At 67.6% G+C, this 24,188-nt stretch carries 22 protein-coding genes; 7 read left to right on the top strand and 15 right to left on the bottom strand.

Annotated elements, in window-relative coordinates; all coding sequences use genetic code 11:
- Positions 1 to 33: 33 nt before the first annotated feature.
- On the bottom strand, positions 34 to 1,314 hold the full coding sequence (locus AC5LXK_RS31655; protein ID WP_493392581.1) for a hypothetical protein: 1,281 nt from the start codon (positions 1,312 to 1,314) through the stop codon (positions 34 to 36).
- Between the two features lie 459 nt (positions 1,315 to 1,773).
- Here AC5LXK_RS31655 and AC5LXK_RS31650 point away from each other — a divergent pair, with 459 nt between their 5' ends.
- Both AC5LXK_RS31650 and AC5LXK_RS31645 read left to right on the top strand, forming a co-directional pair.
- The gene (locus AC5LXK_RS31650) at positions 1,774 to 3,228 is read left to right on the top strand and encodes an aldehyde dehydrogenase family protein (RefSeq protein ID WP_493392580.1); all 1,455 of its coding nucleotides are present in this window, start codon (positions 1,774 to 1,776) and stop codon (positions 3,226 to 3,228) included.
- 87 nt (positions 3,229 to 3,315) lie between these two features.
- A complete protein-coding gene (locus AC5LXK_RS31645) occupies positions 3,316 to 4,929 on the top strand; it encodes a GMC family oxidoreductase (protein ID WP_493392579.1) in 1,614 nt (537 codons plus the stop codon).
- A 67-nt stretch (positions 4,930 to 4,996) separates the two neighbouring features.
- Here the strand turns inward: AC5LXK_RS31645 and AC5LXK_RS31640 are convergent, their stop codons facing one another.
- On the bottom strand, positions 4,997 to 5,884 hold the full coding sequence (locus AC5LXK_RS31640) for a SphA family protein (protein ID WP_493392578.1): 888 nt from the start codon (positions 5,882 to 5,884) through the stop codon (positions 4,997 to 4,999).
- Positions 5,885 to 6,301: 417 nt separating this feature from the next.
- Between AC5LXK_RS31640 and AC5LXK_RS31635 the strand changes: the two genes are divergently transcribed.
- Positions 6,302 to 7,276 carry a helix-turn-helix domain-containing protein gene (locus tag AC5LXK_RS31635; protein WP_493392577.1) on the top strand — a complete coding sequence of 325 codons (975 nt, stop codon included), beginning with the start codon at positions 6,302 to 6,304 and terminating at the stop codon, positions 7,274 to 7,276.
- Between the two features lie 68 nt (positions 7,277 to 7,344).
- Here the strand turns inward: AC5LXK_RS31635 and AC5LXK_RS31630 are convergent, their stop codons facing one another.
- The 5 genes from AC5LXK_RS31630 to AC5LXK_RS31610 all read right to left on the bottom strand — a co-directional run bounded on the left by AC5LXK_RS31630 (position 7,345) and on the right by AC5LXK_RS31610 (position 12,294).
- The gene (locus tag AC5LXK_RS31630) at positions 7,345 to 8,436 is read right to left on the bottom strand and encodes a porin (RefSeq protein WP_493392576.1); all 1,092 of its coding nucleotides are present in this window, start codon (positions 8,434 to 8,436) and stop codon (positions 7,345 to 7,347) included.
- Between the two features lie 184 nt (positions 8,437 to 8,620).
- Complete coding sequence (locus tag AC5LXK_RS31625) at positions 8,621 to 9,343, bottom strand: SDR family NAD(P)-dependent oxidoreductase (protein WP_493392575.1); 723 nt, start codon at positions 9,341 to 9,343, stop codon at positions 8,621 to 8,623.
- Positions 9,321 to 10,442 carry a 2,3-butanediol dehydrogenase gene (locus AC5LXK_RS31620; RefSeq protein ID WP_493392574.1) on the bottom strand — a complete coding sequence of 374 codons (1,122 nt, stop codon included), beginning with the start codon at positions 10,440 to 10,442 and terminating at the stop codon, positions 9,321 to 9,323. The genes AC5LXK_RS31625 and AC5LXK_RS31620 overlap by 23 nt, the downstream gene beginning before the upstream one ends.
- 1 nt (position 10,443) lies before the next feature.
- Positions 10,444 to 11,742: an MFS transporter gene (locus AC5LXK_RS31615; RefSeq protein ID WP_493392573.1), complete on the bottom strand. Its 1,299-nt coding sequence runs from the start codon at positions 11,740 to 11,742 to the stop codon at positions 10,444 to 10,446.
- Between the two features lie 18 nt (positions 11,743 to 11,760).
- A complete protein-coding gene (locus AC5LXK_RS31610) occupies positions 11,761 to 12,294 on the bottom strand; it encodes a 2,4'-dihydroxyacetophenone dioxygenase family protein (RefSeq protein WP_175848201.1) in 534 nt (177 codons plus the stop codon).
- Between the two features lie 176 nt (positions 12,295 to 12,470).
- Between AC5LXK_RS31610 and AC5LXK_RS31605 the strand changes: the two genes are divergently transcribed.
- Entirely contained in the window at positions 12,471 to 13,451 is a 981-nt protein-coding gene (locus AC5LXK_RS31605; RefSeq protein WP_493392572.1) for a helix-turn-helix domain-containing protein, read from the top strand.
- 84 nt (positions 13,452 to 13,535) lie between these two features.
- Here the strand turns inward: AC5LXK_RS31605 and AC5LXK_RS31600 are convergent, their stop codons facing one another.
- The 5 genes from AC5LXK_RS31600 to AC5LXK_RS31580 all read right to left on the bottom strand — a co-directional run bounded on the left by AC5LXK_RS31600 (position 13,536) and on the right by AC5LXK_RS31580 (position 19,293).
- Positions 13,536 to 15,101, bottom strand: a complete 1,566-nt coding sequence (locus tag AC5LXK_RS31600) for a GMC family oxidoreductase (RefSeq protein WP_493392571.1) — start codon at positions 15,099 to 15,101, stop codon at positions 13,536 to 13,538.
- A gap of 149 nt (positions 15,102 to 15,250) precedes the next feature.
- Complete coding sequence (locus AC5LXK_RS31595; protein WP_493392570.1) at positions 15,251 to 16,219, bottom strand: helix-turn-helix domain-containing protein; 969 nt, start codon at positions 16,217 to 16,219, stop codon at positions 15,251 to 15,253.
- Positions 16,220 to 16,407: 188 nt separating this feature from the next.
- Positions 16,408 to 17,211: a hypothetical protein gene (locus tag AC5LXK_RS31590; protein WP_493392569.1), complete on the bottom strand. Its 804-nt coding sequence runs from the start codon at positions 17,209 to 17,211 to the stop codon at positions 16,408 to 16,410.
- 179 nt (positions 17,212 to 17,390) lie between these two features.
- Complete coding sequence (locus tag AC5LXK_RS31585) at positions 17,391 to 18,338, bottom strand: aldo/keto reductase (RefSeq protein ID WP_493392568.1); 948 nt, start codon at positions 18,336 to 18,338, stop codon at positions 17,391 to 17,393.
- A 334-nt stretch (positions 18,339 to 18,672) separates the two neighbouring features.
- Positions 18,673 to 19,293 (bottom strand): LysE/ArgO family amino acid transporter, encoded by a 621-nt coding sequence (locus AC5LXK_RS31580; RefSeq protein WP_493392567.1) that lies wholly within the window; start codon positions 19,291 to 19,293, stop codon positions 18,673 to 18,675.
- A gap of 109 nt (positions 19,294 to 19,402) precedes the next feature.
- Between AC5LXK_RS31580 and AC5LXK_RS31575 the strand changes: the two genes are divergently transcribed.
- A complete protein-coding gene (locus tag AC5LXK_RS31575) occupies positions 19,403 to 20,296 on the top strand; it encodes a LysR family transcriptional regulator ArgP (RefSeq protein WP_493392566.1) in 894 nt (297 codons plus the stop codon).
- Between the two features lie 46 nt (positions 20,297 to 20,342).
- Here the strand turns inward: AC5LXK_RS31575 and fnr are convergent, their stop codons facing one another.
- From fnr to AC5LXK_RS31560, 3 genes are all read right to left on the bottom strand, one after another.
- Positions 20,343 to 21,089, bottom strand: a complete 747-nt coding sequence (gene fnr / locus AC5LXK_RS31570) for a fumarate/nitrate reduction transcriptional regulator Fnr (RefSeq protein WP_493392565.1) — start codon at positions 21,087 to 21,089, stop codon at positions 20,343 to 20,345.
- Positions 21,090 to 21,192: 103 nt separating this feature from the next.
- Positions 21,193 to 21,660: a universal stress protein gene (locus AC5LXK_RS31565; RefSeq protein WP_493392564.1), complete on the bottom strand. Its 468-nt coding sequence runs from the start codon at positions 21,658 to 21,660 to the stop codon at positions 21,193 to 21,195.
- Positions 21,661 to 22,190: 530 nt separating this feature from the next.
- Positions 22,191 to 22,598, bottom strand: a complete 408-nt coding sequence (locus AC5LXK_RS31560) for a DUF3005 domain-containing protein (RefSeq protein ID WP_493392563.1) — start codon at positions 22,596 to 22,598, stop codon at positions 22,191 to 22,193.
- A 278-nt stretch (positions 22,599 to 22,876) separates the two neighbouring features.
- On the opposite strand from AC5LXK_RS31560, the gene AC5LXK_RS31555 reads away from it, so the two are divergent.
- The gene (locus AC5LXK_RS31555) at positions 22,877 to 23,110 is read left to right on the top strand and encodes a hypothetical protein (protein ID WP_059238184.1); all 234 of its coding nucleotides are present in this window, start codon (positions 22,877 to 22,879) and stop codon (positions 23,108 to 23,110) included.
- A 137-nt stretch (positions 23,111 to 23,247) separates the two neighbouring features.
- On the top strand, positions 23,248 to 24,168 hold the full coding sequence (gene epsC / locus AC5LXK_RS31550) for a serine O-acetyltransferase EpsC (protein WP_493392562.1): 921 nt from the start codon (positions 23,248 to 23,250) through the stop codon (positions 24,166 to 24,168).
- The last annotated feature ends 20 nt before the right edge of the window (positions 24,169 to 24,188 follow it).

The following is a 24,188-nucleotide window of genomic DNA, read 5'->3' as shown; positions in this document are numbered from 1 at the left end:
GCACGGATGGACTGAAGCGGATGCGTGCCGGCACTATCGCTGGATCTGCGGGTTGTCCATGTACTTGCGCAACAGGATGTGACTGGTGCTGATTTCCTTGCCCGGCAGCGTGAGCGTCAGGTCGTTGGTATCGGTGACGGCCATCGAGTTGTGGCAGCTGAAGCATTGATGCTTCGAAACCTGGTTCTGCGTGAAGGTTTCGATGACCGAATTGGACAGCATCGGTGTGCCGCGGATGGGACCGGGATCGAGATTCGGGCTCCAGTCGGGGCCGAACGGCTGAAGCGGATCCTTGATCCAGACCGCGCCGACTTCCTTGTAGTACTGCCAGACGGAGTTGCGTTTCACCAGGCGGGCCAGGATGTCGCTGTTGAGCTCCTGGATGTTGGCCATGTTCATGGCGTCTGCCCCGCCGAACCGGAATTGCCGGCAGACCTGCGTGATCGGGGACAGGGTCTGGGTCTGTTCGTTGAGCGTCATCCGCGACGCATTGTTGACGTTGCAGTCCGACGCCTTGGTGCCGGCCTTGTAGAACGTGAACGACTTGTCGGAGACCGGCTGCGACGGTTGCTGGTCGGGCTTGAAGTCCGGTGCGTTGTCGACGTGCTCGAACGTCGACCAGATCGCCTCCGGATGACCGTCGACGACCCACGCGATGTGAAATCCGACCAGCGCGACCTTCACGGTGGCGGTCCCGGGTTGCGGCGGGATGCCGACGGTATTGCCCGTTTTCGAGAGCAGCTGGATCTTCGCGGTGGTCGTATAGAAGCGGCTCGTGTCTTCGTTCGGGCCGACGATCTTCCACGCGGCCTTAAGCGACAGCGCGCCGGTCGAGAACTCCAGCTTGGGTGCGGCGTTCTTCATGCCCGTACGCGTGTACAGCCGGTTGGAGATGACGAAATCGCGATAGATGGAATTGATGTACATGTTCGTGTAGACCGCACGGCCGTTCCGGTCGACCACGATGCCAAGCGACTCCGCCTGCTGCACGCCGTCCAGGACGTGCTCGGTGGGTGCGGCCGCGTTCGGGTCGATGGCAGCATCGGAATACAGGCTGTCGAAGCGGGGCGCGCCATTGAACTTGTCGGTCAGCCACAGGAATGCGTGCCACGAGAATCTGTGGAAATTGCAGTTCTCGTTCTTCGGATCCTTTGAATCCCGAAACTGGGGATTGAGGTAGTCCGGTTCGGTGATGCCGGTGGACGTAAACCACTGGTCGTATCCCGTGCATGTCGTCTCCGCCGCAGCGGCCTGACTGAACCCGGCGCAACAGCTCATCAAGGCGATCGCCACGCAAGTGCCAAGGCTTTTCATTCGTTTCTCCGCTTGTTCAATGGTCAGTGGGGCAGAACACCGGATACGGTCCTGCGTTGCGACGCCGTACGGCCCGGCTTCGCAATGCGCATCCGCCGGTTCGCTTCATCGATGATTGAAATGGCGCGTGGGTGCGTCGTGACGGATCGCGTGTGCCGTCGCGTCCGCCGTCCGGTTCATTACGTGCGCGTTGTGCCGAAATCGAGGTTCCCCCTGCCGGGCCGTGCGGCGCTGTTGTTCGATCGGGCCGTTCCTGTTCGAACCCAAGGCTAGATTGACGATGTTGTCGAATCAATTACACGTGATTACACCTGCGCGCGTTGCCGGCAGCGCGCATGCATGCGAATCCTGCATCCGGCGCACGGATGTCCCAGCGTCGCTTGAACCCGCGTCCTACAGTGGGCCAGACAGGCCGATCCCTCATGCCCCGGATCGGCCCTTGAATCTGGAGACAGCGACATGACAGCCGACTACACCCTCAAACACCTGATCGCAGGCGAGCCGTGCGACGCCGTGCACGGCGAGTGGTTCGAGAAATTCGAACCGTGCACCGGACACCTGCTCGCGCGCGTGGCGGCCGGCACCGAAGCCGACGTCGACCGGGCCGTGCGTGCGGCGCGCGCGGAATTCGACGGCGGGCACTGGAGCCGGTTGCCGGGCGCCGCGCGCGCGAAGCTGCTGCACCGGCTGGCCGACCTGCTGGAACACGATGCGGAGCGCTTCGTCGAGCTGCTGGCGCGCGAGCAGGGGCGTCCGGCCATGGAAGTGCGCATGATGGACCTGCCGATGTCGATCGACACGCTGCGCTACTTCGCCGGCTGGGCCGACAAGCTCGAAGGCCGGCAGATTCCGACCGGCGGCTTCATGGGACGCCCGACCGTCAACTACACGGTGCGCGAGGCCGTCGGCGTCGCCGGCCTGATCGTGCCGTGGAACGCGCCGCTGATGATCGCGTGCTGGAAGCTGGCGCCCGCGCTCGCGGCCGGCTGCACGGTCGTGATCAAGCCGTCCGAGGATGCGCCGCTCGCCGTCGGCGCGCTGGCGGACCTCGCAGCACAGGCGGGCTTTCCGCCGGGCGTCGTGAACCTCGTGCACGGCATCGGCGCATCGGTCGGGGCCGCGCTGGTCAATCATCCGGGCGTCGACAAGATCAGCTTCACCGGCAGTACCGAGGTCGGCCGGACGATCGCGCGCGAAGCCGGCGCGCAGTTCAAGCGCCTGACGCTCGAACTCGGCGGCAAGGCGCCGCAGATCATCTTCGACGATGCGAACCTCGAACAGGCGGTCGCGGGCGTGGCAATGGGGCTGTTCGTCAACCAGGGGCAGACGTGTGCGGCCGGCACGCGCGTGCTCGTGCAGTGCCGCCACTACGACGACGTCGTCGGCGCGCTCGCGCATGCGGCGCGCTCGGTCAAGGTCGGCACGCCGTTCGACCCGGCGACGCAGATGGGCGCGCTGATCAGCGCGCGCCACGCCGATCGCGTGAAAACGCACATCGCAGCGGCGCTTCGCGACGGCGCGACGCTGGTCGCGGGCGACGAGCCGGTGCCATCGCAAGGCTTCTTCGTGCGGCCGACGATCTTCGCGAACGTCGATCCGGCGATGCGCATCGCACGCGACGAGGTGTTCGGGCCGGTCGGCACCATCATCCCGTTCGATACCGAGGACGAGGCCGTCGCGCTCGCGAACGACACCGTCTACGCGCTGTCCGCGACGGTGTGGACGCGCGATCTCGCGACCGCCCATCGTACGGCCGCCCGCCTGCGGGTCGGCGCGGTGGCGGTGAATGCGTGGAGCCCGCTCGATGCGCGGCTGCCGTGGGGAGGTTTCAAGGACAGCGGCCTCGGGCGCGACCTGTCGCAGAGCGGGCTCGATGCGTACCTGGAAGAGAAGGTCGTCACGATCGCGATGTAGCCGCGCCCGTTCCGGCGTGGAGTCATCACACAACAACGAGACCACGGGCCGCGCATTGCCGGCCCGCTTACCCCAATCGACAGACACATGACTACTCAAGACCTGACCTTCGATCACGTCGTCATCGGCGCGGGTTCCGCCGGTTGCGTCGTGGCCGCGCGGCTGATTCAGCAGAACGCCGGCTCGGTGCTGCTGCTGGAGGCCGGCACGCGCGACGACAATCCGTTTCACCGGATTCCGGGCGGCGTGATGATGGTGTTCCAGAAGAAATCCTGGCCCTACATGACCGAGCCGCAACCGAACGCGAACGGCCGCCGGATGATCATCGCGCAGGGCAAGGTGCTGGGCGGCGGCAGTTCGGTCAACGGGATGATCTACATCCGCGGGCAGCGCGAGGACTACGACGACTGGGCGACGCAGTGGGGCTGCACGGACTGGCGCTACGACGACGTGCTGCCGTACTTCATGAGGGCCGAAGCGAACGAAAGCCTGGGGCCCGCGTATCACGGCCAGACGGGGCCGCTGCCCGTGAGCGAGAACCGCTATCGCCATCCGCTGACGGCCGCGTTCATCCGCGCCGGGCAGGAAATGGGGCTGTCCTACGTCAACGATTTCAACGGCGAAGTGCAGCAGGGCGTCGGCTATTACCAGACGACGACGCGCAACGGCGAGCGTGCGAGTACGGCCCGCACGTATCTGGCATCGGTACGCGACGACGCGAAGCTGAAGGTGGTGACGGGTGCGCTCGTGCACCGGATTCGCACCGACGCGGGGCGTGCGGTGGCGGTCGAATTCAGCGAGGACGGCAATGCGCCGGTGTCGGTGCGCGTGCGCAAGGAGGTCGTCGTGAGTGCGGGAACGATCGGCAGCCCGAAGGTGCTGATGCTGTCCGGCATCGGGCCGGCGGAGCAGCTCGCCGCGCTCGGGATCGATACCGTCGCCGCGTTGCCGGTCGGCAGGAATTTCCACGATCATCTGCACATGTCGGTGCAGGCGTCGATCCGCACGCCGACCAGCCTTTACGGCGAGAACGAAGGGCTCAGGGCGATGCGTCATTTCCTGCAATGGAAATGCTTCCGCAGCGGGCTGCTGACCAGCAATATCCTCGAAGGCGGCGCATTCATCGACACGCAGGGCACCGGGCGGCCGGACGTCCAGTTCCATTTCCTGCCGCTGCTCGACAATTTCGACAACACGCCGGGAGAGAAGCCGCCGGCGAGCGAGCACGGCATGTCGGTCAAGGTCGGCCATCTGCAGCCGAAGTCGCGCGGGCAGGTACTGCTGCGAAGCAAGGACCCGGCGGATCTTCCGACGATCGACGCGAACTTCCTCAGCGATCCGGCCGACCTCGCGGGGCAGATCCGTGCCGTTCAGGCCGGGCTCCGGATCCTGTCCGCGAAGGCGCTGCAGGCGCACGTGAAGGAGATCGTCGCACCGGCGCGGATCGATCCGGACGACCTGCCGGCGATCGAGGCATTCGTGCGGCAGGACATCAAGACCGTCTACCACCCGGCCGGCACCTGCAGGATGGGCACCGACCCGCGGACCTCGGTGGTGGACCAGAAGTCGCTGCGTGTGCACGGCTTCGCGAACCTGCGCGTGATCGATTGCTCGATCTGCCCGCAGGTGCCGAGCGGCAACACCAATGCGCCGGCGATCATGATCGGCGAGCGCGGCGCCGATCTGCTGCTCGGCCGCTGAAACACGCGGCGCAGGCGCGATCTGCGCCGCCGCCGCGCCGGCCGGTGCCGGCGCGGATCCGTCCGGGTCACAGCGGAAACACGGCCTTGAGCCAGAATGCCGCGCCTTCGGGGCGGTTCCGCACATCGGTCTCCATCTGGTATTTGGCGGTCACGAACCAGCCCTTCCCGCTGTCGTACTTGATCGACGGGCCGATCGCGAACGCACGGCCGCGATTGCCGGCGATGGTCTGCCCGGCCTGCGAATCGTCCGTCACCTGCCGGTAGAAATAGCCGCCCGCCCCGACCGTCAGCCCGTTGCCGAAGCCCCAGCCCGCCGAATAGTCGACGATGAATTCCTGCCCGGACTGATAGTCCGTCGCATGGTTGCGCTGGTTGAAGGTCCACATGACCTTCGCGTCGAACACCGGCCCGGTACGGCCGCCGTACGAGAGGCCCGCGATCGGCTGGATTGCCCAGTAGTTCCGGCCGATGTTGGCCAGGTCGTTCTGGTCGTACCGGCCCGTCGGCGCGAAGACATCGACGGCGAGCAGCGTGTGGAGCGTCGGCGTGACGTGCCAGCCGAGCGCCGGCCCGAACGTCATGTCGCCGATGCCGGTCCGCCGCTGCGATTGTCCGCCCGCATGTACGTCGAGCGTGACGAGCGGGAGCAGCGCGTGCATGGCCAGCGACGCGCCGGCGAACGTGTACGGCGTCACCCACACGATCCGCGGCGTGACCGCATAGGCCGTGATGCTGAAATCCGGCGGCGCGACGTTGCGGCCGTCGTTGTCGCGCAGCTCGCCGGCGTGGTAGCGCTCGGCATAGATCAGCGCGTAGAGCCCGGGCGGCGGCAGGGCGCAGCACAGGTAGCCTTCCGCACCGGTCGGGTACACGGAGCCGCCGCCTTCGGTGGCCTGGGCGCCATGCGCGGCGGCGAGTGCGGCAAGCATCAGGGAAATGCGTAGTCGTTTCATCGGTTGTCTCCTCCTGCGGCGCGCGAGCGGCCGCCGTTTGTCTCCGGGCGGTGTGCGTGACGGCGCGAGCCGGTCGCACGAAACCCGAACAAAAGCGGGTTTCCGCCCGCCAGCAGGGTGCCGCGCCGTTATCCCGGTCGCATGGATTTGCGTGCAGAGCCGTCAGGAGTGCAGTGCATCTAGGTGAAATCTTTACCGCGTCAGGTAGCGTTCCGGCCATGCATGGGAGTTATGCGAATTTTTTTTTGCGCGGGCGCGTCGTACGCTTCGATCCGATCCCCTCGATGCATGACAGGCACGCGTCGCCGAACACGACCGGGAAGTCGGGCGAGTCGATCATCGCGCCTGCGGCACGAACCTGCAGGCGGTCAGTCAACGGACGGACTTGAAAGCCGGATATTTCTGGAGACGAACGTCATGATCGATTCGGGTTCTCGGCCGCTCCGGCAGGAGGGCGGCATCACGCGCTGGTCGGAGCAGATCCGGCATCGCTTCTTTCCGCTGGAGCTGAAGGCCGGTGGGTCCGGCGAATTCGACGCGAGCGTTGACGTGTTCGACCATGCGCGCTGTCGCGTCGCGCGCATTTCGGCAAGCGCGCACAGTGCATCCATCGGGCGCGACGCATGCACGACGCTGAAGCACCGCTACGTCAAGGTGATCTGGCAACTGAGCGGGGTCGCGACGCTCGAACGGCGCGCGTGCGACGTGGTCGTGCCGCCCGGGCATTTCACGCTGTACGAGGCGAGCAGCCCGTACTGGATTCAAAGCGATACGCACGGCGAATTCGTCACGATGCTGTGCGAAGTGGCCGATCACGATGCACTGCTGACATTGGCGCGGCATGCGATCGGCCGGGCGATGCCGACGACGGGCGGCGCGGCCGTCGCGCTCGCCAGCCTGCAGGCGATGATTGCCGAAGGCCGGCGGATGAATCCGCGCAGCCGCTTCGGCGTGCTGGAGCTGGTGCCGACGCTGATCGCCGAGGAATTCGATTTTGCGGACGGTACGGCGCCCGCTTCGCGGCGCAAGATCCGCGACACGCTGTTGCGTGACGCGCAGCACTACATCCACCGGCACCTGGACGACGGCGAACTGTCGCCCGACCGCATTGCAGCGGCGTTGAAGGTCAGCCGCCGCACGCTCTACCAGGCGTTCGAGTCGATCGGCGAAAGTCCGCAGGCGACGATCCAGCGTCTGCGGCTCGAGAAGTGCCACGACGTGCTGTCGCAGACCGGTGCAGACGGGGCGAGCATTACGCGCCTCGCGTTGCAGTCGGGCTTCTCCGATCCCGCGTATTTCGCGCGGCTGTTCCGCCGGCGCTTCGGTGTCACGCCGTCGCAGTGCCGCGATGCGGCCATGCGGGACATGGATGGAGCGGAAGCGTTGCGATAGTCGTCGCCGGGCGGGACGGAGGCGGCGGCCCGAACCGGCGCCGTGCCTTCGTCGCCCGGCGCTCCGGATCAGAACCGCGTACTGAACCCGATCCGCGCGATCGACTGCAGCGTGCCGCTCGCCGCGCCGTTCGCGTCCATCACGCCGTTGATCTGCGCGTTGCTGCCGTGGCTCGCGCGCTGCTGCACGCCCGCCACGTACACCATCGTGCGCTTCGACAGCCAGTACTGGACGGCCGCGAGCAGCTGATGCGCGTGCGCATTGTCGAGCGTGTCGTTGCCCTTCATGTACGTGTAGCTCGCGCCGACGACCCACGCGGGCGACGGGTGCCATGCGGCGCCGGCTTCCGCCGACCACGCGCCCGCACCGTTCTGCGAATTGTGCACAGTCGTGAAGAGCGCCTTCCCCGTGACCGTGCCGATCGTGTAATGCACGCCCGCGCCCCAGTTGCGCACGCTGGTGGGCGGCAGCCCGTCGGTCGCGCCGTACTTCTGGTTCGTATAGGCCGCGCCCGCACCGAACGGGCCGTGGTCGTAGCTCGCCCCGACGCTGACCGTGTTGTTCGCGCCGACCGACCCGGCGACGTTCCCGAAGCCGTACAGCGCACCGAAGGTGAAGCCCGACAGTAACGGGCTCGTGTACTTGACCGAATTCGCGACGCGATTGCTGCCCGCGACGCGATCCCAGTCGAATGCGCCCGTCGGATTGTTCGGCAGCGCGAGCTTGTCGAACGGCCCGTTGCGGAAGCCGTACAGGCCGACGAGATCCTGCGCGATCTCGTTGCCGCTGGCAGCCAGCGAATCGACCATGAACTCGTACTGGTTGCCGAGCGTCAGCGTGCCGTACCGGTCGTTCTGCAGCCCGACGTAGGCCGTGCGCGCGAACAGCCCGCCGCCGATGATCGAGCCGTTGCCGAGCGAATACTGGTTGACGAGCCGGAAGATCGCCCGCGTGCCCGCGCCGAGATCCTCCTTCCCTTCGAAGCCGAGCAGGTTCGGAAAGAAGATGTTGTCGTCGAATTTCGCGGCGCCATGGCCGCCCTGGTTGCTGACATAGCTGATGCCGGCATCCATCAGGCCGAACATCGTCACGCTGCTCTGTGCGAATGCCGCCGCCGGCATCGTGCAGACGGCAAGCGCCAGAAGGGTCTTTTTCGTCATCTCCAAAGTGCTCCTCACATGTTTCCGATCGAATCGGATATTTTTGATGGGACTGCTAATTGATATGAACAAACACGAACCGGGTGAACCCGGATTCAGCGGCCGCCGCAGGAAGCTGCATCGGGCGGCGGGCAGCGGGCATCGGCAGGTCGCATCAACCCGCCGATGCCCCGCGCACCGTGCGCTAGACCGTCGAATACCCGCCGTCCACCGGCACGATCGCGCCGGTCACGAACGATGCGCCGGGCGAGCACAGGAACAGGATCACTTCCGCGACTTCGTCGGCCGTGCCCCAGCGCGCGAGCGGCGTGCGCTCGAGGATGCGGCGCGACGCCTGCGCGTCGGCCATCAGCCCGCTGCTGAGCGGCGTGTCGATCCAGCCCGGTGCGACTGCGTTCACGCGGATGCCGCGGTCGGCCCACGCCTGTGCGAGCGATCGCGTGAGCTGGGCGATGCCGCCCTTGCTCGCGCTGTACGCGGGCCGGTCCTTGCTGCCGAAGTACGTGTACATCGACGCGATGTTGACGATGCTGCCGCCGTTCGCCGACAGCGCGGGCCGCGCGGCATCGGACGCGCGCATCACCGACGTCAGGTTCACGTTCAGCACGCGCTCGAACTGGTCCATCCGGTATTCGTCCGCGTGCCGGCTGATGCCGACGCCGTTGACGAGCACGTCGAGCCGCGGCAGTCCGGCGATCGTGCGCGTCAGCGCATCGCTGTCGGCCACGTCGAGATCCACGCAGCGGATGCCCGCATGCACGGGCGCGTGCGGGCCGGCCGCGTCGAGCCCGAGCGCGACGACCGACGCGCCGGCTTGCGCGAACCGCAGCGCGGTGCGCGCGCCGATACCCGACGTGCCGCCCGTCACGACGACGGACTGCCCTTCAAACGCCCACTGACGACTCATGCTCGACGCTCCCGACGGTGTGTGCGCGGCGGGCCGGCCGCTGCGCGGGTGAAACGAGGATCTTGATCTGCGCGCGGTCGGCGAGCAGCGCGTCGAAGCCATCCGCGACGGCGTCTTCGAGCGACACGGTGCGCGTGACGATCGACGTGAGGTCGAGCGCGCCCGACGCGACGATGCGCAGCAGGTCTTCGTACGCGTGCCGGTAGCCGACGCTCGCGGTGAAGGTCAGCTCGTCATTGACCGCGCGGAACGCGTCGAAGCCCGCCTGCGGCATCAGGCCGACCATCACGAGACGGCCGCCCTTGCGCAGCGCCTGCATCGCCGATTCGAACGTGGCCTGCAGCCCGGCCGCTTCGAAACTCGTATCGACGCCGAGCCCGCCCGTCGCCGCCCGGATCGCGTCCTGCAACGCCGGCGCACCGAGCGCGCGCGCATCGAAAGCATGCGTCGCACCGAAGCGCGTGGCGGCCGCGAGCCGTTCGGGCGATACGTCAACGGCCACGATCGTCGTCGCGCCCTGCAGCTTCGCGAGCATGATCAGCAGCAGGCCGATCGGCCCGAGCCCGAACACCGCGCAGGTCTGGCCGAGCCGCAGCTCGCCGCGCCGCAGTGCATGCAGCGCGACGGCGGCCGGTTCCATCACCGCGGCCTGTTCGAGGCTCACGCCGTCGGGCAGGCGATGCAGCATGTAGGCCGGCACGACCGCGAAATCGGCCATCCCGCCGTCGCCCATCAACCCGGCGAAGCCCATCGACACGCACAGGTTGTACGACCCCGAGCGGCAGTACGCACACTGGCTGCAGCGATATTCGGGCTCGACCGCGACGCGGTCGCCCACGCGCAGCGCCGTCACGCCTTCGCCGGTTTCGACGACGGTGCCGCAGAACTCGTGACCGAGCGTCAGCGGAGCGGTGCGGCGGGACAGCGGGTGCGGCGCGTCGACCGGAATCGCGTGCGGGCCGTCCGCATATTCGTGCAGGTCGCTGCCGCAGATGCCGCAATACGCGACCGCGATGCGTACGTCGCCGGGGCCGACGCGCGGCGTGTCGATTTCCACGAGACGGACGTCACGCGGGCCATGCCATTGGAGTGCGCGCATGTCAGCGTCCTCCCTGCGTATCGAGGCGGCCGGCGGCGGCGCCTGCGAGCGCGCGCCTGCGCAGCACGGCCGGGGCGGTTTCGACGAGGCCGAACGACAGCACGCACGCGAGGATCGCACCGGTGGTGGACGTCCACATCGCGAACTGCAGGCCGTACTTGTCCGCGGCGAAGCCGGCGACGGTCGGTGCGACGAAACCGCCGATCAGCTCGCCCGCCCCCATGATCAGGCCGAGTGCGCTCGCGATCGCGCGCGGCGGCACGGTCTCGGCCGGGATCGTCGCCATGAACAGCGTGAAGCAGCCGAGGCCCGTGTACGTGACGAACACGAGTGCGCCCAGCGCCCAGACCGAGCCGACGTGGATCAGCACCATCGGGCAGACGGCGGCGATCAGCGCGAACACGATCATCGTCGGCTTGCGGCCGATCCGGTCGGAGATCGCCGGCACCGCGAAGCCCCAGAACACCCATGCGGCGCCGAGACAGGTCATCACGACACCCATGTCGGACGGCGACAGGTGGCGGCTTTCCACGAGGAAGACGGGCGCGAACGAGATGATCACGACGAACCACGTGAGGAAGAAGCAGCTGATCAGCATGCAGAGCAGGATGTTGCGTTCCTTCAGCAGCGCCCAGCGGCTGATGGCTGCGCCGCCCGCGGCCGGCGCGCCGGCGGTGTCGGCCTGCGCGTGCCGTACGCCGCCGGGCGGCACTTCGCGCACCCAGCGCCAGATGCAGAACGCGATCAGGAAGCCCGGGATGCACGATACGTAGAACGCTTCGCGCCAGCCGTACGTGGTGGCGATGCCGATCACGACCGGCGGCCCGATCATCGCGCCGAGCAGGCCGGCGGCCGAGCCTTGCAGCAGGCCCATGTTCAGCCCGCGGCGGCTCGGCGTCGAGCTCTCGACCATCAGCGATTGCGACAGCGGCAGCACCGGGCCTTCGGCGATGCCCATCAGTGCGCGGAACGCGATCAGGCTCGCGAAGCCGCCGACGAGCCCCGACAGCGCCGAGCACACGGAAAAACCGAGCACGGCCGCGATCAGCAGCGGCTTGCGCGTGCCGCGCGCGTCGGACCACGCGCCGGTGGCCGCGCCCGACAGCGCCCACGTGAGCGCGAGCGCGGACGACACCATGCCGAGCTGCGTGTTCGTCAGGTGCAGCTCGGCGGACATGAACGGGAACAGGAACGACAGCGCGAGGCGGTCGAAGAACACGAAGCCGAACGTCATGAACAGGATCAGCAGCAGCCTGTTCTCGTACGTCCAGGCGGATCTGGATGAGGTGGGGGATGTCATGGGGAGCCTCGCCGTGCGTCAGCGGAACAGCTTCTCGATCGCTTGCGCGCCGAGGCCGACCTTCTCGTAATGCGCCTTGCACATCGCGATGTACGAGTGCACGTCGAAATAGCCGTCGGGGTTGCCTGCTTCGTCGAGCCAGATCAGCGGCCCCGTGACGATGAAGAACGCGCGCATCGGCTCGGGATGATCGAACGCGACCAGCGTGTGGCCTTCGCCCGGCGTCTCGTAGACGAAATCGCCGCGCGTCGCGGTCCATTCGTGTTCGAGGTAGCCCCATTTCCCCGACAGCGTGTACGCGAACACCTCGTGCGGGTGATAGTGCCGGTTCACGAGCCCGGCTTCCTTCGCCATCAGGATGTCGCACCATTTGTTCTGCGACGGCGAGATCCACAGCGGCCGCGACGAAACCGTTTCGGTGAACGGAACGTAATAACGCTCGTCGTCGGTGGCCGCGTTCGGGATGTACGCTTCGGGCAGTGCATCGGGCTTGAACGGATTGGCAATCGCCGGGATGTTTTGCCAGAATTCGGATACGGCTTTGTCGACCACGGTTTGTCTCCTTGTATGAGTTGTCGTGGGCTCGACTTTAGCCAGCCGGTGCGCGCCGCTCTTGACTGGGCTGGACGAAATGCTTGACCGCGCCGGACATTGCATCGCACCAAAATCCAGACGAACCATCCCCCAATCCGTGCCGTTCCGCACGACAGGCGCCAGCAGGAGGCGACGTGACGAATTCGACCGTTTTTTCATGCACGCGAGGTTCGACGGCCGACGTGCCGGCGCGCGACAGGATGGCGTACTGGGATGCGTTCAACGCGGCGACGCTGGTCGGGCTGCGCTGCTCGTCGCTGTCGCCGGCCGGGCTCGAGGTCGAGAAGACCGACATCGCGCTGCCGGGCCTCGGCATTGCCGACATCAGCGGCCGGGATCACGTGATCGAACGCAGCCCCGCACTGGTGCGCCAGTTGCCGAAGGAATCGCTGTTCGCGTGCCAGATCCTGAGCGGGCGCGCGTATTTCATCCAGCGCGACCGGTGCCTGCTCGCGGAAGCGGGCGACGTCGTCGTCTACGACACGCGCGTGCCTTATCTGTTCGGATTCCTGACGCCGATGCGGCAGCTGCTGATCGATATCCCGGTCACGACGTTCGACGACCGGCTCGATGCGGAACTCGCCGCGCTGCCACTGCGGATCGCGCCGAAGCCGGGCGCCGGCGCGATGCTCGGCGCGACGTTGCGCGCGAGTGTCGAGCGGTTCATGAAGGCGCCTGTCGAGGGCGATGCCGCGCGGTTCGCCGAGCACACGCGCACGCTGATCGCCGAACTCATCGACACGGAAGTGAACGGTGCGGGCGCGTCGCGCGCGTCGCTGTCGTACCTGCTGACCGCGAAGCAGTACATCGCAACCCATCTCGGCGAGCCGGAGCTCGGGCCGCAAGCCGTTGCCGATGCGGTCGGGCTGTCGCTGCGGCACCTGGGCCGCCTCTTTGCGGCCGAAGGCGAATCGATCACGCAGCACATCTGGTCGGAGCGGCTGTCGCACGCGCATCGCGAGCTGACCGACGCGCGGCTGCGCAAGACGAGCATCGGCGAGATCGCGTTTCGCTGGGGGTTTTCGAGCCAGGCGCACTTCAGCCGCGCGATTCGCGAGCGCTACGGCGCGTCGCCGATGATGCTGCGCGATGCGGCGCGTGCGACCGGGAGCTGATGCCGGTCTTCCGGACGTTCGACGGCGCGTGCATCACGCGCCGTTTTTGTTTGCGGCGCGGTGCCGTATGCCGCGCGCGCCGCGTTACGCCGCGAGCATGAACTCGGCGCAGCGCTCCGCGATCATGATCGTCGGCGCGTTCGTGTTGCCGGACACGATGCGCGGCATCACCGACGCGTCGCAGATCCGCAATCCGTCGACACCCCGCACCTCGAGGCGCGGCGTGACGACCGCGCCCTCGTCGTTGCCCATGCGGCAGGTCCCGGCCGGGTGATAGACCGTTTTCGCACGATGCCGCACGTAGTCGGCGAGCGCGGCATCGGTCAGCGTTTCGGCTTCCTGGACGATGCGGGCGAGCGACGGCGCGCGGATGATCCGCCGCGCGAGCGCGACGCCGCGCACGAGGCCGTCGACGTCGGCCGGATCGGACAGTGCGCCGCTGTCGAACAGGATCGGCGCGGCCGGATCGTTGCCGCGCAGTTGCACGGAGCCGCGCGAGCGCGGCCGGAGCAGGCACGGGTTGATCGACAGGCCGTGGCCGGGCAGCGGTTCGCGATCGACGTCGCCGACAAGTGTCGGCAACACGTGGAACTGGATGTCCGGGCGGCCGCTGCCCGTCGTATCGACGAACGCGCCCGATTCGACCACGTTCGACGTCAGCAGGCCGGTGCGGCACAGCATCCACTGCAGCCCGTGCCGTAAAGCCCGCAGCCCGCGGTCCTCGCCCAGCAGGCTGACCGGGGCGTGGCTGCGGCCGTAGATCGATACCTCGAGATGATCCTGATAATTCGCACCGACGTCGCGGCTGTCGTGCAGTACGTCGATGCCGTGCGCATGCAGGTGCGCGCCGGGGCCGATACCCGACAGCATCAGCAGCTTCGGCGTGCTCAGCGCGCCGGCCGCCAGCACGACGTCGGCACGCGCGGTGGCCGACCCCGTCGCACCGCTTTCGGTGCGCCATTCGACGCCGGTGGCACGCTTTCCGTCGAACCGGATGCGCGTCACGCGGCAGCCGGTCAGCACGCGCAGGTTCGGATGGGCGATCGCGTCCGCGAGATAGGTGGCCGCCGTGCTGCCGCGCTGCCCGTCGAAGATCGTCGTGTGATAGAAGCCGACGCCGTGCTGCGCGGCGCCGTTGAAGTCGTCGTTGTACGCGATGCCGGTTTCCTGCGCGGCCTTCACGAACGCGAGGCTCAGCGGGTGCCGGAAGCGCGTGTCGCCGACCTTCAACGGCCCGTCGGTGCCGTGAAACGGCTCGGAAAGCCGCAAGTGCGATTCGGCGCGCTTGAACGCGGGCAGCACCTCGTCCCAGCCCCAGCCGGTGCAGCCGAGCGCGGCCCAGTCGTCGTAGTCGTCGCGCGTGCCGCGCACGTACAGCATCGCGTTGACCGAGCTGCCGCCGCCGAGCGTGCGGCCCTGCGGCACGTAGGTCTTGCGTCCCGCCGCGCCGGGCTGCGGCTCGCTCTCGAACGTGACCGTGCGCTGCGTGCCGAGCACGCGAATGAACGTCGCCGGAATCCGGATGAACAGGCTGTCGTCCTTCGGGCCGTCCTCGAGCAGCAACACGCGCCGGCCGGCCTTCACCAGCCGGTGCGCAACCGTGCAGCCGGCCGAACCGCCGCCGACGACGATGTGGTCGTACGTCTCCATCCCGCTTCTTCTCCTTGCTGTCGGGCGGCGGAACGAGTGCCGCCGCGCAGGAAACCAGCTTAGCGAGCGGGTTGCGGCCCCATTTGACCGGGACGGACGCCGTGCTTGCCTCGCCGGGACATCGGGAGAGGGGCGGCGCGAACGGAGGCCTAGCGGGCGTCGGCAGGCGCGCGCGTATCGCTCGGCGTCTCGCCGAAACGCGCGCGATAGCTGCGGCTGAAGTGGGCGCTGTTGTTGAAGCCCCAGCGGAACGCGATCTCGCTGACGGTCAGGTGCTTCAGCGACCGGTCGCGCAGGTCGGCGCGGCAGCGTTCGAGCCGCCGCGCGAGGATGTAGCGCGTGAGCGGCATCCCTTCGATCTCGAACACGCGCGCGAGCTGGCGCGGTGACAGGTTGATCGCGCGGCTGACCGACTGGCTGTCGAGATCGTCGTCGGCGAGATGGCTGTCGATGAACGCCTTCGCGCGCGACAGCGTATGCACGGTCGACTTGGTCGGCGACGCGTCGCCGTCGCGCAGCCGCAGCATCGACTGCACGAGATCGAGGATCGCGGCGGCGCGCCGTTCGCGTGCGTCGGGCGTCGGCTCCTGCGGCGCGGCGAGCAGCGCATACACCTGCCGCACGGCCCACGATGCGACACCGTCGTTGCGGTCGATCTTGACGAGGCTGCGGTAGCGCCACGGGCCGACCCGCGCCTCGAACACGTCGCGCGGCACGTCGAGCACGGTCATCGCCATGTCGGCGGGAAAGCCGTGACCGTACGGCATCGACGTGTCGTACAGCACGAGGTCGCCGGGCCCGTGCTGCATGCAGTCGACGTCCTGGAACGTATAGCCTTGCCCTTCGTGCATCAGGCAGATGAACACGGCGTCGCGCTGGTCCGCATGGATGTTGTGCGGCGTACGCACGACCGCGTGCCGGTTCGAGACGATGTCGCATGCGCCGAACAGCCCGAGATCGCGCCGGCGCAGCGACGCGTCGATCCCTTCGGACGACTTTCCGCTGCATTCGATCCGCACGAGCGTGCGCGCGACCTGGTCGACCCAGAAGTCGACGCGCTCGGCGCCGCGTACGGCGCGCGTCGAGATCGTCGCGATCTCCGTGCTGGTGTCCGGCATGACGTTCTCCCAATGACCGCCCGAGCGGCGCAGTCTCCGGCACGTCGAACGCCGCGGTCAATCCGTGAAAGACCCGGGGCGGGCGCGTGACGCGCTTGGGGCGGGGCACAGCGGGCAGCGGCGCGATCGATGTCCGGCTGAGTCAACGAAAGCGGCCGTATGAGTCAAAACACGCCGGCGATTTCGGGCTAGGGGGCGACGGCCTGCTTCGATGCAGACGACGGCAGCCCGAGCGACACGTCCTGCTCGTAGCCCATCTTGCCGCCCCGGAACTCGACGCTCACGTAGCCGGCCCGCCGCGCGTCGGTGACGTTCGCGTAGATCGACGTCATCACCATGCCCGCGTCGCAGTCGAGCGCGATCGTACGATCGGTGCGCCCCGTCGCGATGTTCACGGCCCGCAGCGACTGCATCGCAATGCCGCACTTGTCGGACAGCGCATAGGCGCCGACCAGCATGTGCGTCTTCGTGCGATACCACATCGGGATCTCGACGGTGCCGTCGAGCTGAAGGTGGTCCTGATCGGTGTCGTTCAGTCGCCCGACTTCGTTCAGCGTGATCGGGAGCGTCCTGCGGCCGTCGTCCCAGGTGCCGGTTGCCGTTTTGCCGGCGACGTTCAGCGCGATCGGGCAGGGCTTCGGCCGTGACGGCGAGGCGGCCGGCACGACCGGCGAATCGGCGCTCGATGCGGGCGGGGCGGCTTCGCACAGCGTCATGCGCCCGTCGGGCTCGCGGTGGCCCTGCAACGGGATCGGCTTGCGATGTGCGTCGTAGTAGTAGCTGCCGTCGATGCGCCAGCGGCCCGCGTCATTGTGGTTGAGGGTGTCGTAGGTCTGCAGCGACACGTGGACGGGCGCATTGCCGATCGTGCCGGCGTAGTTCGCGATTTCGTACCAGCCTGCGTAAGACACGGCCGGCGCGCACGCGAGCAGCGCGGCGATCGTTGCGGTGAGCGGGCGGGGGGAACAGGCGAGGCGGGCGATGCGAGTCATCGGCGGTCGGTGTGCGTGGGTTGGGTTCGGGCGCAACGGATGCTCGCCATTGTATCCATCCGTCATGCCCGAATTTCCGGCGTTCGCGCAGGCGGCGACGCCGGAAGGCACATGGCACGGACCGGTCGCGGAACCGCGCGGATTGGCGCGACTTCGTCGACCGGCCTGCCCCGCCGATTTCAGATTGCGCTGGCCGCGTCGATCTGGCGGATATCGTCCTGATCGAGCTGAACGCGGATCGCTGCGCCGAGCAGGTCGAGCTGCGCGAGCGACGTCGCGCTCGCGATCGGCGCGGTGATGGTCGGCCGAGCGATCTGCCACGCGAGCGCGATCGCGGCCGGCTGCGTGCCGTGCTTCTCGGATACGGCATCGAGCGCCGCGAGGATGCGCAGGCCGCGTTCGTCGAGATAGCCGGCGACGCGATCGCCGCGCACGCTCTTCTTCAGGTCGGCCTCGCTGCGGTACTTGCCCGACAGGAAGCCGCTCGCGAGCGCGTAATAGTTGACGACGCCGAGCTTCAGGTCGCGCACGACCGGCTCGAGATCGCGCTCGTAGTCGGCGCGGTCGATCAGGTTGTATTCGGGCTGGATGACCTGGTAGGCGGGCAACCCGTCGCGCCGGCTGATGTCGGCGGCTTCGCGCAGGCGGGCGCCGCTGTAGTTCGATGCGCCGATGATGTGCACCTTGCCCGCGTCGATCAGCGTTTGATACGCGCCGAGCGTTTCTTCGAGCGGGGCCGTATCGGCAAGGTCGCGGTGCGAGAAATACAGGTCGATGTAGTCGGTCTGCAGGCGGCGCAGCGAATCGTCGACGGCCTTCAGGATGTTGTCTTTCGACAGCCCCGCGCGCGCCGAGAGCAGGCCGACCTTGGTCGCGATCACGACCTGTTCGCGCTTGCCGGAGCGCTTGAGCCACTTGCCGATGATCGTTTCCGATTCGCCGCCCTGGTTGCCGGGTGCCCACGCCGAATAGACGTCGGCCGTATCGATGAAGTTGATGCCGGTATCGGCGAGTGCGTCGAGCAGTGCGAACGATGCATTTTCGTCGACGGTCCAGCCGAAGACGTTGCCGCCGAAGGCGAGCGGAGAAACCTGGATGGTCGATGTGCCGAGGGTGCGGTGTGCCATGTTCTGCTCCGGTAACTACGGGTGAAGGGATGGGACTGCGGGATGGGGCAAGGCGATCGCGGCGGGGTGCGCGGGGCGGTTCCGCCGTTGTCGCGGGACACCGGACATTCTCGCCGATCGCGCGGATTCGTGCCGGCGGCGCGTGGCCGCGATGATGGACGGCTTGCCGCAGATGGCGGATGCCGCGTCCGTTGCGCGAGCGTTCCGTGCGGCCGGGTTGGATCGGGAGCGAATTTTTGTGACGGGTGCGACGAGGGGGCTGGCTGCCCCGGTGTTGCGCCGGAGCGGAGGGGACGACGGGCGGCAGGCGGCCGCCCGTGCGAGGGTGATGCGCTCAGCGCAACTGCACCGCCGCGAGAAACAGCACCATGCTGCCGATCGCGCCATCCAGCACGCGCCACGCTACCGCCTTGCGGAACCACGGCGCCAGCAATCGCGCGCCGTAGCCGAGCCCGAGAAACCACACGACGCTGACCGTCATCGCGCCGATCGCGAACGCGAGCCGCGCGCCTTCCGGCTCGCGCGCGCCGGCCGTGCCGATCAGCAGGAACGTGTCGAGATACACGTGCGGGTTGAGCCAAGTGAACGCGAGCGTCATCAGCACGATCGAGAGTCCGCTCTGCGATGGCGGCGCGACCGCGTCGCCGCGCACGTCGAGCGTTTCGTGGCCTGGCTTGAATGCACGGCGCAGCGCGTTGATGCCGAACCATGCGAGATACGCGAGGCCGACGTACAGCACCACGTGGACGAAGGTCGGGTAGCGTTCGACGAGCACCGATGCGCCGCCGACGCCTGCGCCGATCAGGATCATGTCGGACACCGCGCACAGCAGCACGATCTTGCCGACGTGCGAGCGCATGATGCCCTGCCGGAGCACGAACGCATTCTGTGCGCCGATGGTGACGATGAGCGATCCGCACAGTGCGGCGCCGTGGGAAAAAGCGAGCCAGTTCATGAGGGGGGAAGCCGTGGAAGCAGTAGACGAATGAATCGGGTAGCGCTAGTCTGCGGTCAGTACGAAGCTAAGAGAAGCTAAATCACCTAATGCAGATTAAGGAAATCTAATGCTCGACTACGCGTTGCTCGACGCCCTCGCGGCCGTGATCCGGCACGGCTCGTTCGAGCGGGCGGCCAGGGAGCTGAACGTCACGCCGTCGGCCGTGTCGCAGCGCGTGAAGCTGCTGGAGGAGCGGGTCGGCAGCGTGCTCGTCAAGCGCGGGCAGCCGTGCGTCGCGACGACGTCGGGCGCGCTGCTGTGCCGGCATACCGAACGCGTGCAGTTGCTGGAAGCCGAGCTGGGCGGCCGGATGCCGGCGCTGCCGGGCCAGATCGCGAGCGCGTGGCCGACGTTGCGCGTGGCCGTCAACGACGACAGCGTCGCGACGTGGTTCATCGATGCGGTCGGGCCATTCTGTACGGAGCGCGAGACGCTGCTCGACCTCGTGATCGACGACCAGGACTACACGGCCTCGCGCATTCGCGATGGCAGCGTGCAGGGCGCCGTGACCGCGCAGGCCGAGCCGATTCAGGGATGCCGGTCGGAGCGGCTCGGGCGGATCCGCTATCGCGCGGTGTGCGCGCCGTCGTTCTACGAACGGTATTTCGCGGCGGGCATCACGCGCGATGCGCTGCGCCGCGCGCCGTGCGTGATGTTCAATCCGAAGGACGGGCTGCAGGCGCGGTTCATCCGGCGCGTGACGCGCGCGGATCTCGATCCGCCGCAGCACTGGATACCGCACGTTGCGGGCTATCTGCGCGCGTGCGAAACGGGATTGGGATGGGGAATGTGCCCGGACCGGATGGTCGACCGCCAGCTGGCGGCGGGCGAACTGATCGACATGTCGCGCGGGCGAACCATCGACATCGATCTTTACTGGCAGAGCTGGCGTCTGTCGATCGGCTGGCTCGACGATTTCAGCGCGGCGCTGAAGGCGCGCGCCGCGCTGTTTCTCGATTGATGCGGGATGCGATGCAGGCGGCGCGCGAGGTGCGCGCCGTGCGCGATCAGACCTGCTGCAGGCCGTCGAAGTCGACGATCTGCACGTGGCGGCCCTGCATTTCGATCAGGCCGCGCTTCTGGAATTTCGACAACGTGCGGCTGACCGTTTCGAGCGTCATGCCGAGATAGCTGCCGATGTCTTCGCGCGTCATCCGCAGGTTGAATTCCGACGGCGAATAACCGCGCTTCAGGTAACGCGACGAGACGTCGAGCAGGAACGCGGCGACGCGCTCTTCGGCGTTCAGCGAACCGAGCAGCATCGTTTGCGACGTTTCGCGCACGATCTGTTCGCTCATCAGCTTATGCATGCGCAACTGCATCGAGCCGGCTTCCGAGCACAGCGTCTTCAACGCGCTGTACGGAATCACGCAGACGGAGCTGTCTTCCAGCGCGACCGCGGTGCGCGGGTGGGTATCGTCGCAGATGCCGTCGAGGCCGAGCGCTTCGCCGGCGAGATGCAGGCCCGTGACCTGTTCGCGGCCGTCATGGCGTGTCGCGACGGTTTTCAGCGAACCCGAGCGTACGGCGTAGAGGTTGTCGAATGCGTCGCCTTCGCGGAACAGCGCTTCGCCGCGCTTGACGGGGCGAGCCGCGCAGATGACCGACTCGAGGCGACTGAGCGCCTCGGGCGCCAGGCCCTGCGGCATGCACAGATGCCGCATCGCGCATGACGAGCAGTGCGCGGCCTGGCGAGGAGCCCAGCTGCCTGCATGAGGCGTGGGGGCGGGGCGAGTGGCGACGGGCGTCAGCATGATCGTTTACTCCGGCGTTGAATCGACGGAATCATTGTCCCACCGCAAGTTGCCGCTGTCGGGTGACAAAACGTCGCGACCGGCCGCGCCTGCCGGACGCCGTTCAGGCGGCCGGCTCGTCCGTGTTGGCGGCCGCCGGAATCAGCAGCACGGGCAGCGTCGCGTGCCGCACGCATTGTTCGGCGATGCTGCCGAGCACGAGGCGGCGGAACCCGCGGCGGCCGTGCGTGCCGAGTACGAGCAGATCGGCGCCGAATGCTTTCGCGCCGTCGAGGATCAGCGACGAGACATCGTTGAGCGACGTCGCTTCGCTCAGCCGCGTTTCGCCTTTCACGCCGGCCGCCTGCATCAGCTTCGTGAAATCCTGCGCGAGCGCGTTGCCCTGCGCGACGAGCTGGTCGCGCAGCACGGACGGATCGTAGCCGGGCACGTTGTAGTAGATCGCGGCGTTCTCGACGACGTAGAACGGCTGCAGCTCGGCGCCGTGCGCTTTCGCGAGCGCCAGCGCGGCATCGAACGCATGGCGGGACGTGTCGCTGCCGTCGACGGCAACCAGAATACGCTTGTACATAGTGTCTCCGAGTGGCGGGTTGAAACGAAGTCGGCCGGATGGCCGATCAGGCTGGGCAATGCGCAATGCTGCGAGGCAGAGTAAACCAACGGCGGGGACTTTGCAGTGAGGTGGCCGTCGTGCCGCGCGCCGCGTCATTTTCGTCGCGGGCCGGAATGGCCATGCGCGCGTTGCATGCTGCACCGCGCGACGCGTGCCGTGTGGCTTCGCCGCATCGTCGGCGAAACGGCGCGCGCTCGCATCGGCGCGCGCATTGAACGGCCACGCGCGTCGACACGGCACCGCGGCCGCGCCGATGAGCCGCGCGCATCGCCATTCAATCGCAAGCGCGCCGCGACGACATGACTTCGATCAACGCAGGTGCGTCGATGCGATGCGCGGCTTGCATGAGACGGTCGATGCCGATGTGCGGAATCGTTCGCCTGGGCGCCGCGTGCGGATGGGCGCACGGCCGCGCGTGCCGATGTGCGCCATCGGCACGCGACCGATGGCGTTCCGCAAACGAACGACCGATTCAAACGCCGCGCCGGCTACCTCGGCACGACGGTCAGCTCGATGATGCGCTCCGGCCGCCGTCCGTGGCCGGGCCAGTACGTGCTGCCGTACATCCGGTGAACGGGACCGAACAGCGCGTCGTGTGCCGGCGGCGCGTCGAAGCCTTTCTCGACCACCATGTAGCCGGCCCGCAGCGCGAACGCAGGATGGTTGCCGCCGGGGCGGCTGTCGAACCCGGCGAAGCCGTCGCCGGCTTCCGGTATCGCGTTGACGAGCGACGCATTGCTGCGCGTGATCTGGTCGGGCGAGATCGGCCCGCCGCCGGCGAGGCGCGACGCCTCGCGGTTCTTGCCGTCGGTGTCGACCGTGCTGTCGTGCGTGTCGTCGTTGTCGAGCTCGATGCTGCGCGGATGCACACGACCTGTTTGACCGGATGATTCCATCTCGGCTCTCCTGGCGGCGAAACGCTCCGGATCGAAGCAAATCCCGTTCCGGGCACGACGGGAAAAGGCGCGCGGGCGATCGCCGCGGTCGCGCGACGCGCACTGATTTGTCATGATTTATTTCAGCTAGAAGACGCGTTTTCTACAGAGTATGATTCTTTTCCTGCGAAGCGGCGACAGGGGATGCAGTCTCGCCGCCTCTGCCCGCGCCGGGGCGCCGCGGCACCCTCAAAGACGGGTAGTGAACAACAAAGCAAGGGACTAGAGGTGGCGGATTCATGCAAGCGACTACTGCCTTCACGCACCGCGGTTATCTGTTGAACTGCGCGCCCGCGCGCGCCAGCGATGGTTCGTTCAAGCCCTACGTCGTGATCTCCCGATCGAGCGACGGGGAGCTCGTCGCGAACCGTTTTTTTCCGATCGAGCTCCAGTTCAACGACGAAGGCGACGCGATCGCACACGCGCGCGACTGGGCGGTGCGATGGATCGACGCGAGCAGCATCACGATGTGACCTGGCCGCGTGTGTGCGGCGCCGGCCGTCCGGCCGATCCCCGGTGCGCCGCTCCCGGACAAAAAACGCGGTAATCTTGCGGAACCCGTCACTTTATTAGCGGCCGTGCGACCGAGCGCGGCTGCCTGCATTGGCATATGTCGACATCACCCGCCCGTCAGTGGGACCTCGAAGAAATCGTCGCCGGCTTGCGCGAGTCGCGCGAGGAACTCCATCGCACGCGCCATCCGCGCGGCATCCGCGAGCTGCCGTCGCGCGATGCAATCTGCAAGATTGTGACCGGCCTGCGCGCGTCGATGTTTCCGACGCATTACGGCGCACCGGATCTGACCGACGAAAGCGTCGACTATTACGTCGGCCATACGCTCGAAAGCACACTGCGCATCCTGTCCGAACAGATCCGCCGCGCGCTGCCGTTCCTGCCCGAGCATGCCGATACGCCGTTCGCCGAACTCGACGAACGCGCGTTCGAGATCGCGCGCGAATTCGGCCGGCAGTTGCCGGCGGTCCGCGCGCTGCTCGTCAGCGACATCCAGGCCGCGTACGCCGGCGATCCGGCCGCGCAGCACATCACCGAGATCCTGCTGTGCTACCCCGGCGTACTGGCGATGATGCACCACCGGCTCGCGCATTCGCTGCACCGGCTCGGCGTGCCGCTGCTCGCGCGGTTCATCAATGAAATCGCGCACTCGGCTACCGGCATCGACATCCACCCGGGCGCACAGATCGGCCCGAGCTTCTTCATCGACCACGGCACCGGTGTCGTGATCGGCGAAACCGCGATCATCGGCGAGCGCGTGCGCGTGTACCAGGCCGTCACGCTCGGCGCGAAGAGTTTCCCGGCCGATGGCGAAGGCGCGCTGGTGAAGGGCAATGCACGGCACCCGATCGTCGAGGACGACGTGGTGATCTATGCGGGCGCGACGATTCTCGGCCGCGTGACGATCGGGCGCGGCTCGGTGATCGGCGGCAACGTGTGGCTCACGCACAGCGTGCCGGCCGGCACGAGCGTCGCGCAGGGCAAGGTTCGCGAAGGCGGGAGCGCCGAGAAGCCGTAACGCGGCGGCGCGCCCGGTTC

This window comes from Burkholderia pulmonis, assembly GCF_984667975.1.
Note: the sequence above shows the minus strand (reverse complement) of the source record. Positions and strands in the feature narration are given on the sequence as shown.

Coding starts and splice junctions, on each gene's coding strand:
- AC5LXK_RS31655 (WP_493392581.1), bottom strand. CDS start 1,314: ATGAAAAGCCTTGGCACTTGCGTGGCGATCGCCTTGATGAGCTGTTGC.
- AC5LXK_RS31650 (WP_493392580.1), top strand. CDS start 1,774: ATGACAGCCGACTACACCCTCAAACACCTGATCGCAGGCGAGCCGTGC.
- AC5LXK_RS31645 (WP_493392579.1), top strand. CDS start 3,316: ATGACTACTCAAGACCTGACCTTCGATCACGTCGTCATCGGCGCGGGT.
- AC5LXK_RS31640 (WP_493392578.1), bottom strand. CDS start 5,884: ATGAAACGACTACGCATTTCCCTGATGCTTGCCGCACTCGCCGCCGCG.
- AC5LXK_RS31635 (WP_493392577.1), top strand. CDS start 6,302: ATGATCGATTCGGGTTCTCGGCCGCTCCGGCAGGAGGGCGGCATCACG.
- AC5LXK_RS31630 (WP_493392576.1), bottom strand. CDS start 8,436: ATGACGAAAAAGACCCTTCTGGCGCTTGCCGTCTGCACGATGCCGGCG.
- AC5LXK_RS31625 (WP_493392575.1), bottom strand. CDS start 9,343: ATGAGTCGTCAGTGGGCGTTTGAAGGGCAGTCCGTCGTCGTGACGGGC.
- AC5LXK_RS31620 (WP_493392574.1), bottom strand. CDS start 10,442: ATGCGCGCACTCCAATGGCATGGCCCGCGTGACGTCCGTCTCGTGGAA.
- AC5LXK_RS31615 (WP_493392573.1), bottom strand. CDS start 11,742: ATGACATCCCCCACCTCATCCAGATCCGCCTGGACGTACGAGAACAGG.
- AC5LXK_RS31600 (WP_493392571.1), bottom strand. CDS start 15,101: ATGGAGACGTACGACCACATCGTCGTCGGCGGCGGTTCGGCCGGCTGC.
- AC5LXK_RS31595 (WP_493392570.1), bottom strand. CDS start 16,219: ATGCCGGACACCAGCACGGAGATCGCGACGATCTCGACGCGCGCCGTA.
- AC5LXK_RS31590 (WP_493392569.1), bottom strand. CDS start 17,211: ATGACTCGCATCGCCCGCCTCGCCTGTTCCCCCCGCCCGCTCACCGCA.
- AC5LXK_RS31585 (WP_493392568.1), bottom strand. CDS start 18,338: ATGGCACACCGCACCCTCGGCACATCGACCATCCAGGTTTCTCCGCTC.
- AC5LXK_RS31580 (WP_493392567.1), bottom strand. CDS start 19,293: ATGAACTGGCTCGCTTTTTCCCACGGCGCCGCACTGTGCGGATCGCTC.
- AC5LXK_RS31575 (WP_493392566.1), top strand. CDS start 19,403: ATGCTCGACTACGCGTTGCTCGACGCCCTCGCGGCCGTGATCCGGCAC.
- fnr (WP_493392565.1), bottom strand. CDS start 21,089: ATGCTGACGCCCGTCGCCACTCGCCCCGCCCCCACGCCTCATGCAGGC.
- AC5LXK_RS31565 (WP_493392564.1), bottom strand. CDS start 21,660: ATGTACAAGCGTATTCTGGTTGCCGTCGACGGCAGCGACACGTCCCGC.
- AC5LXK_RS31560 (WP_493392563.1), bottom strand. CDS start 22,598: ATGGAATCATCCGGTCAAACAGGTCGTGTGCATCCGCGCAGCATCGAG.
- AC5LXK_RS31555 (WP_059238184.1), top strand. CDS start 22,877: ATGCAAGCGACTACTGCCTTCACGCACCGCGGTTATCTGTTGAACTGC.
- epsC (WP_493392562.1), top strand. CDS start 23,248: ATGTCGACATCACCCGCCCGTCAGTGGGACCTCGAAGAAATCGTCGCC.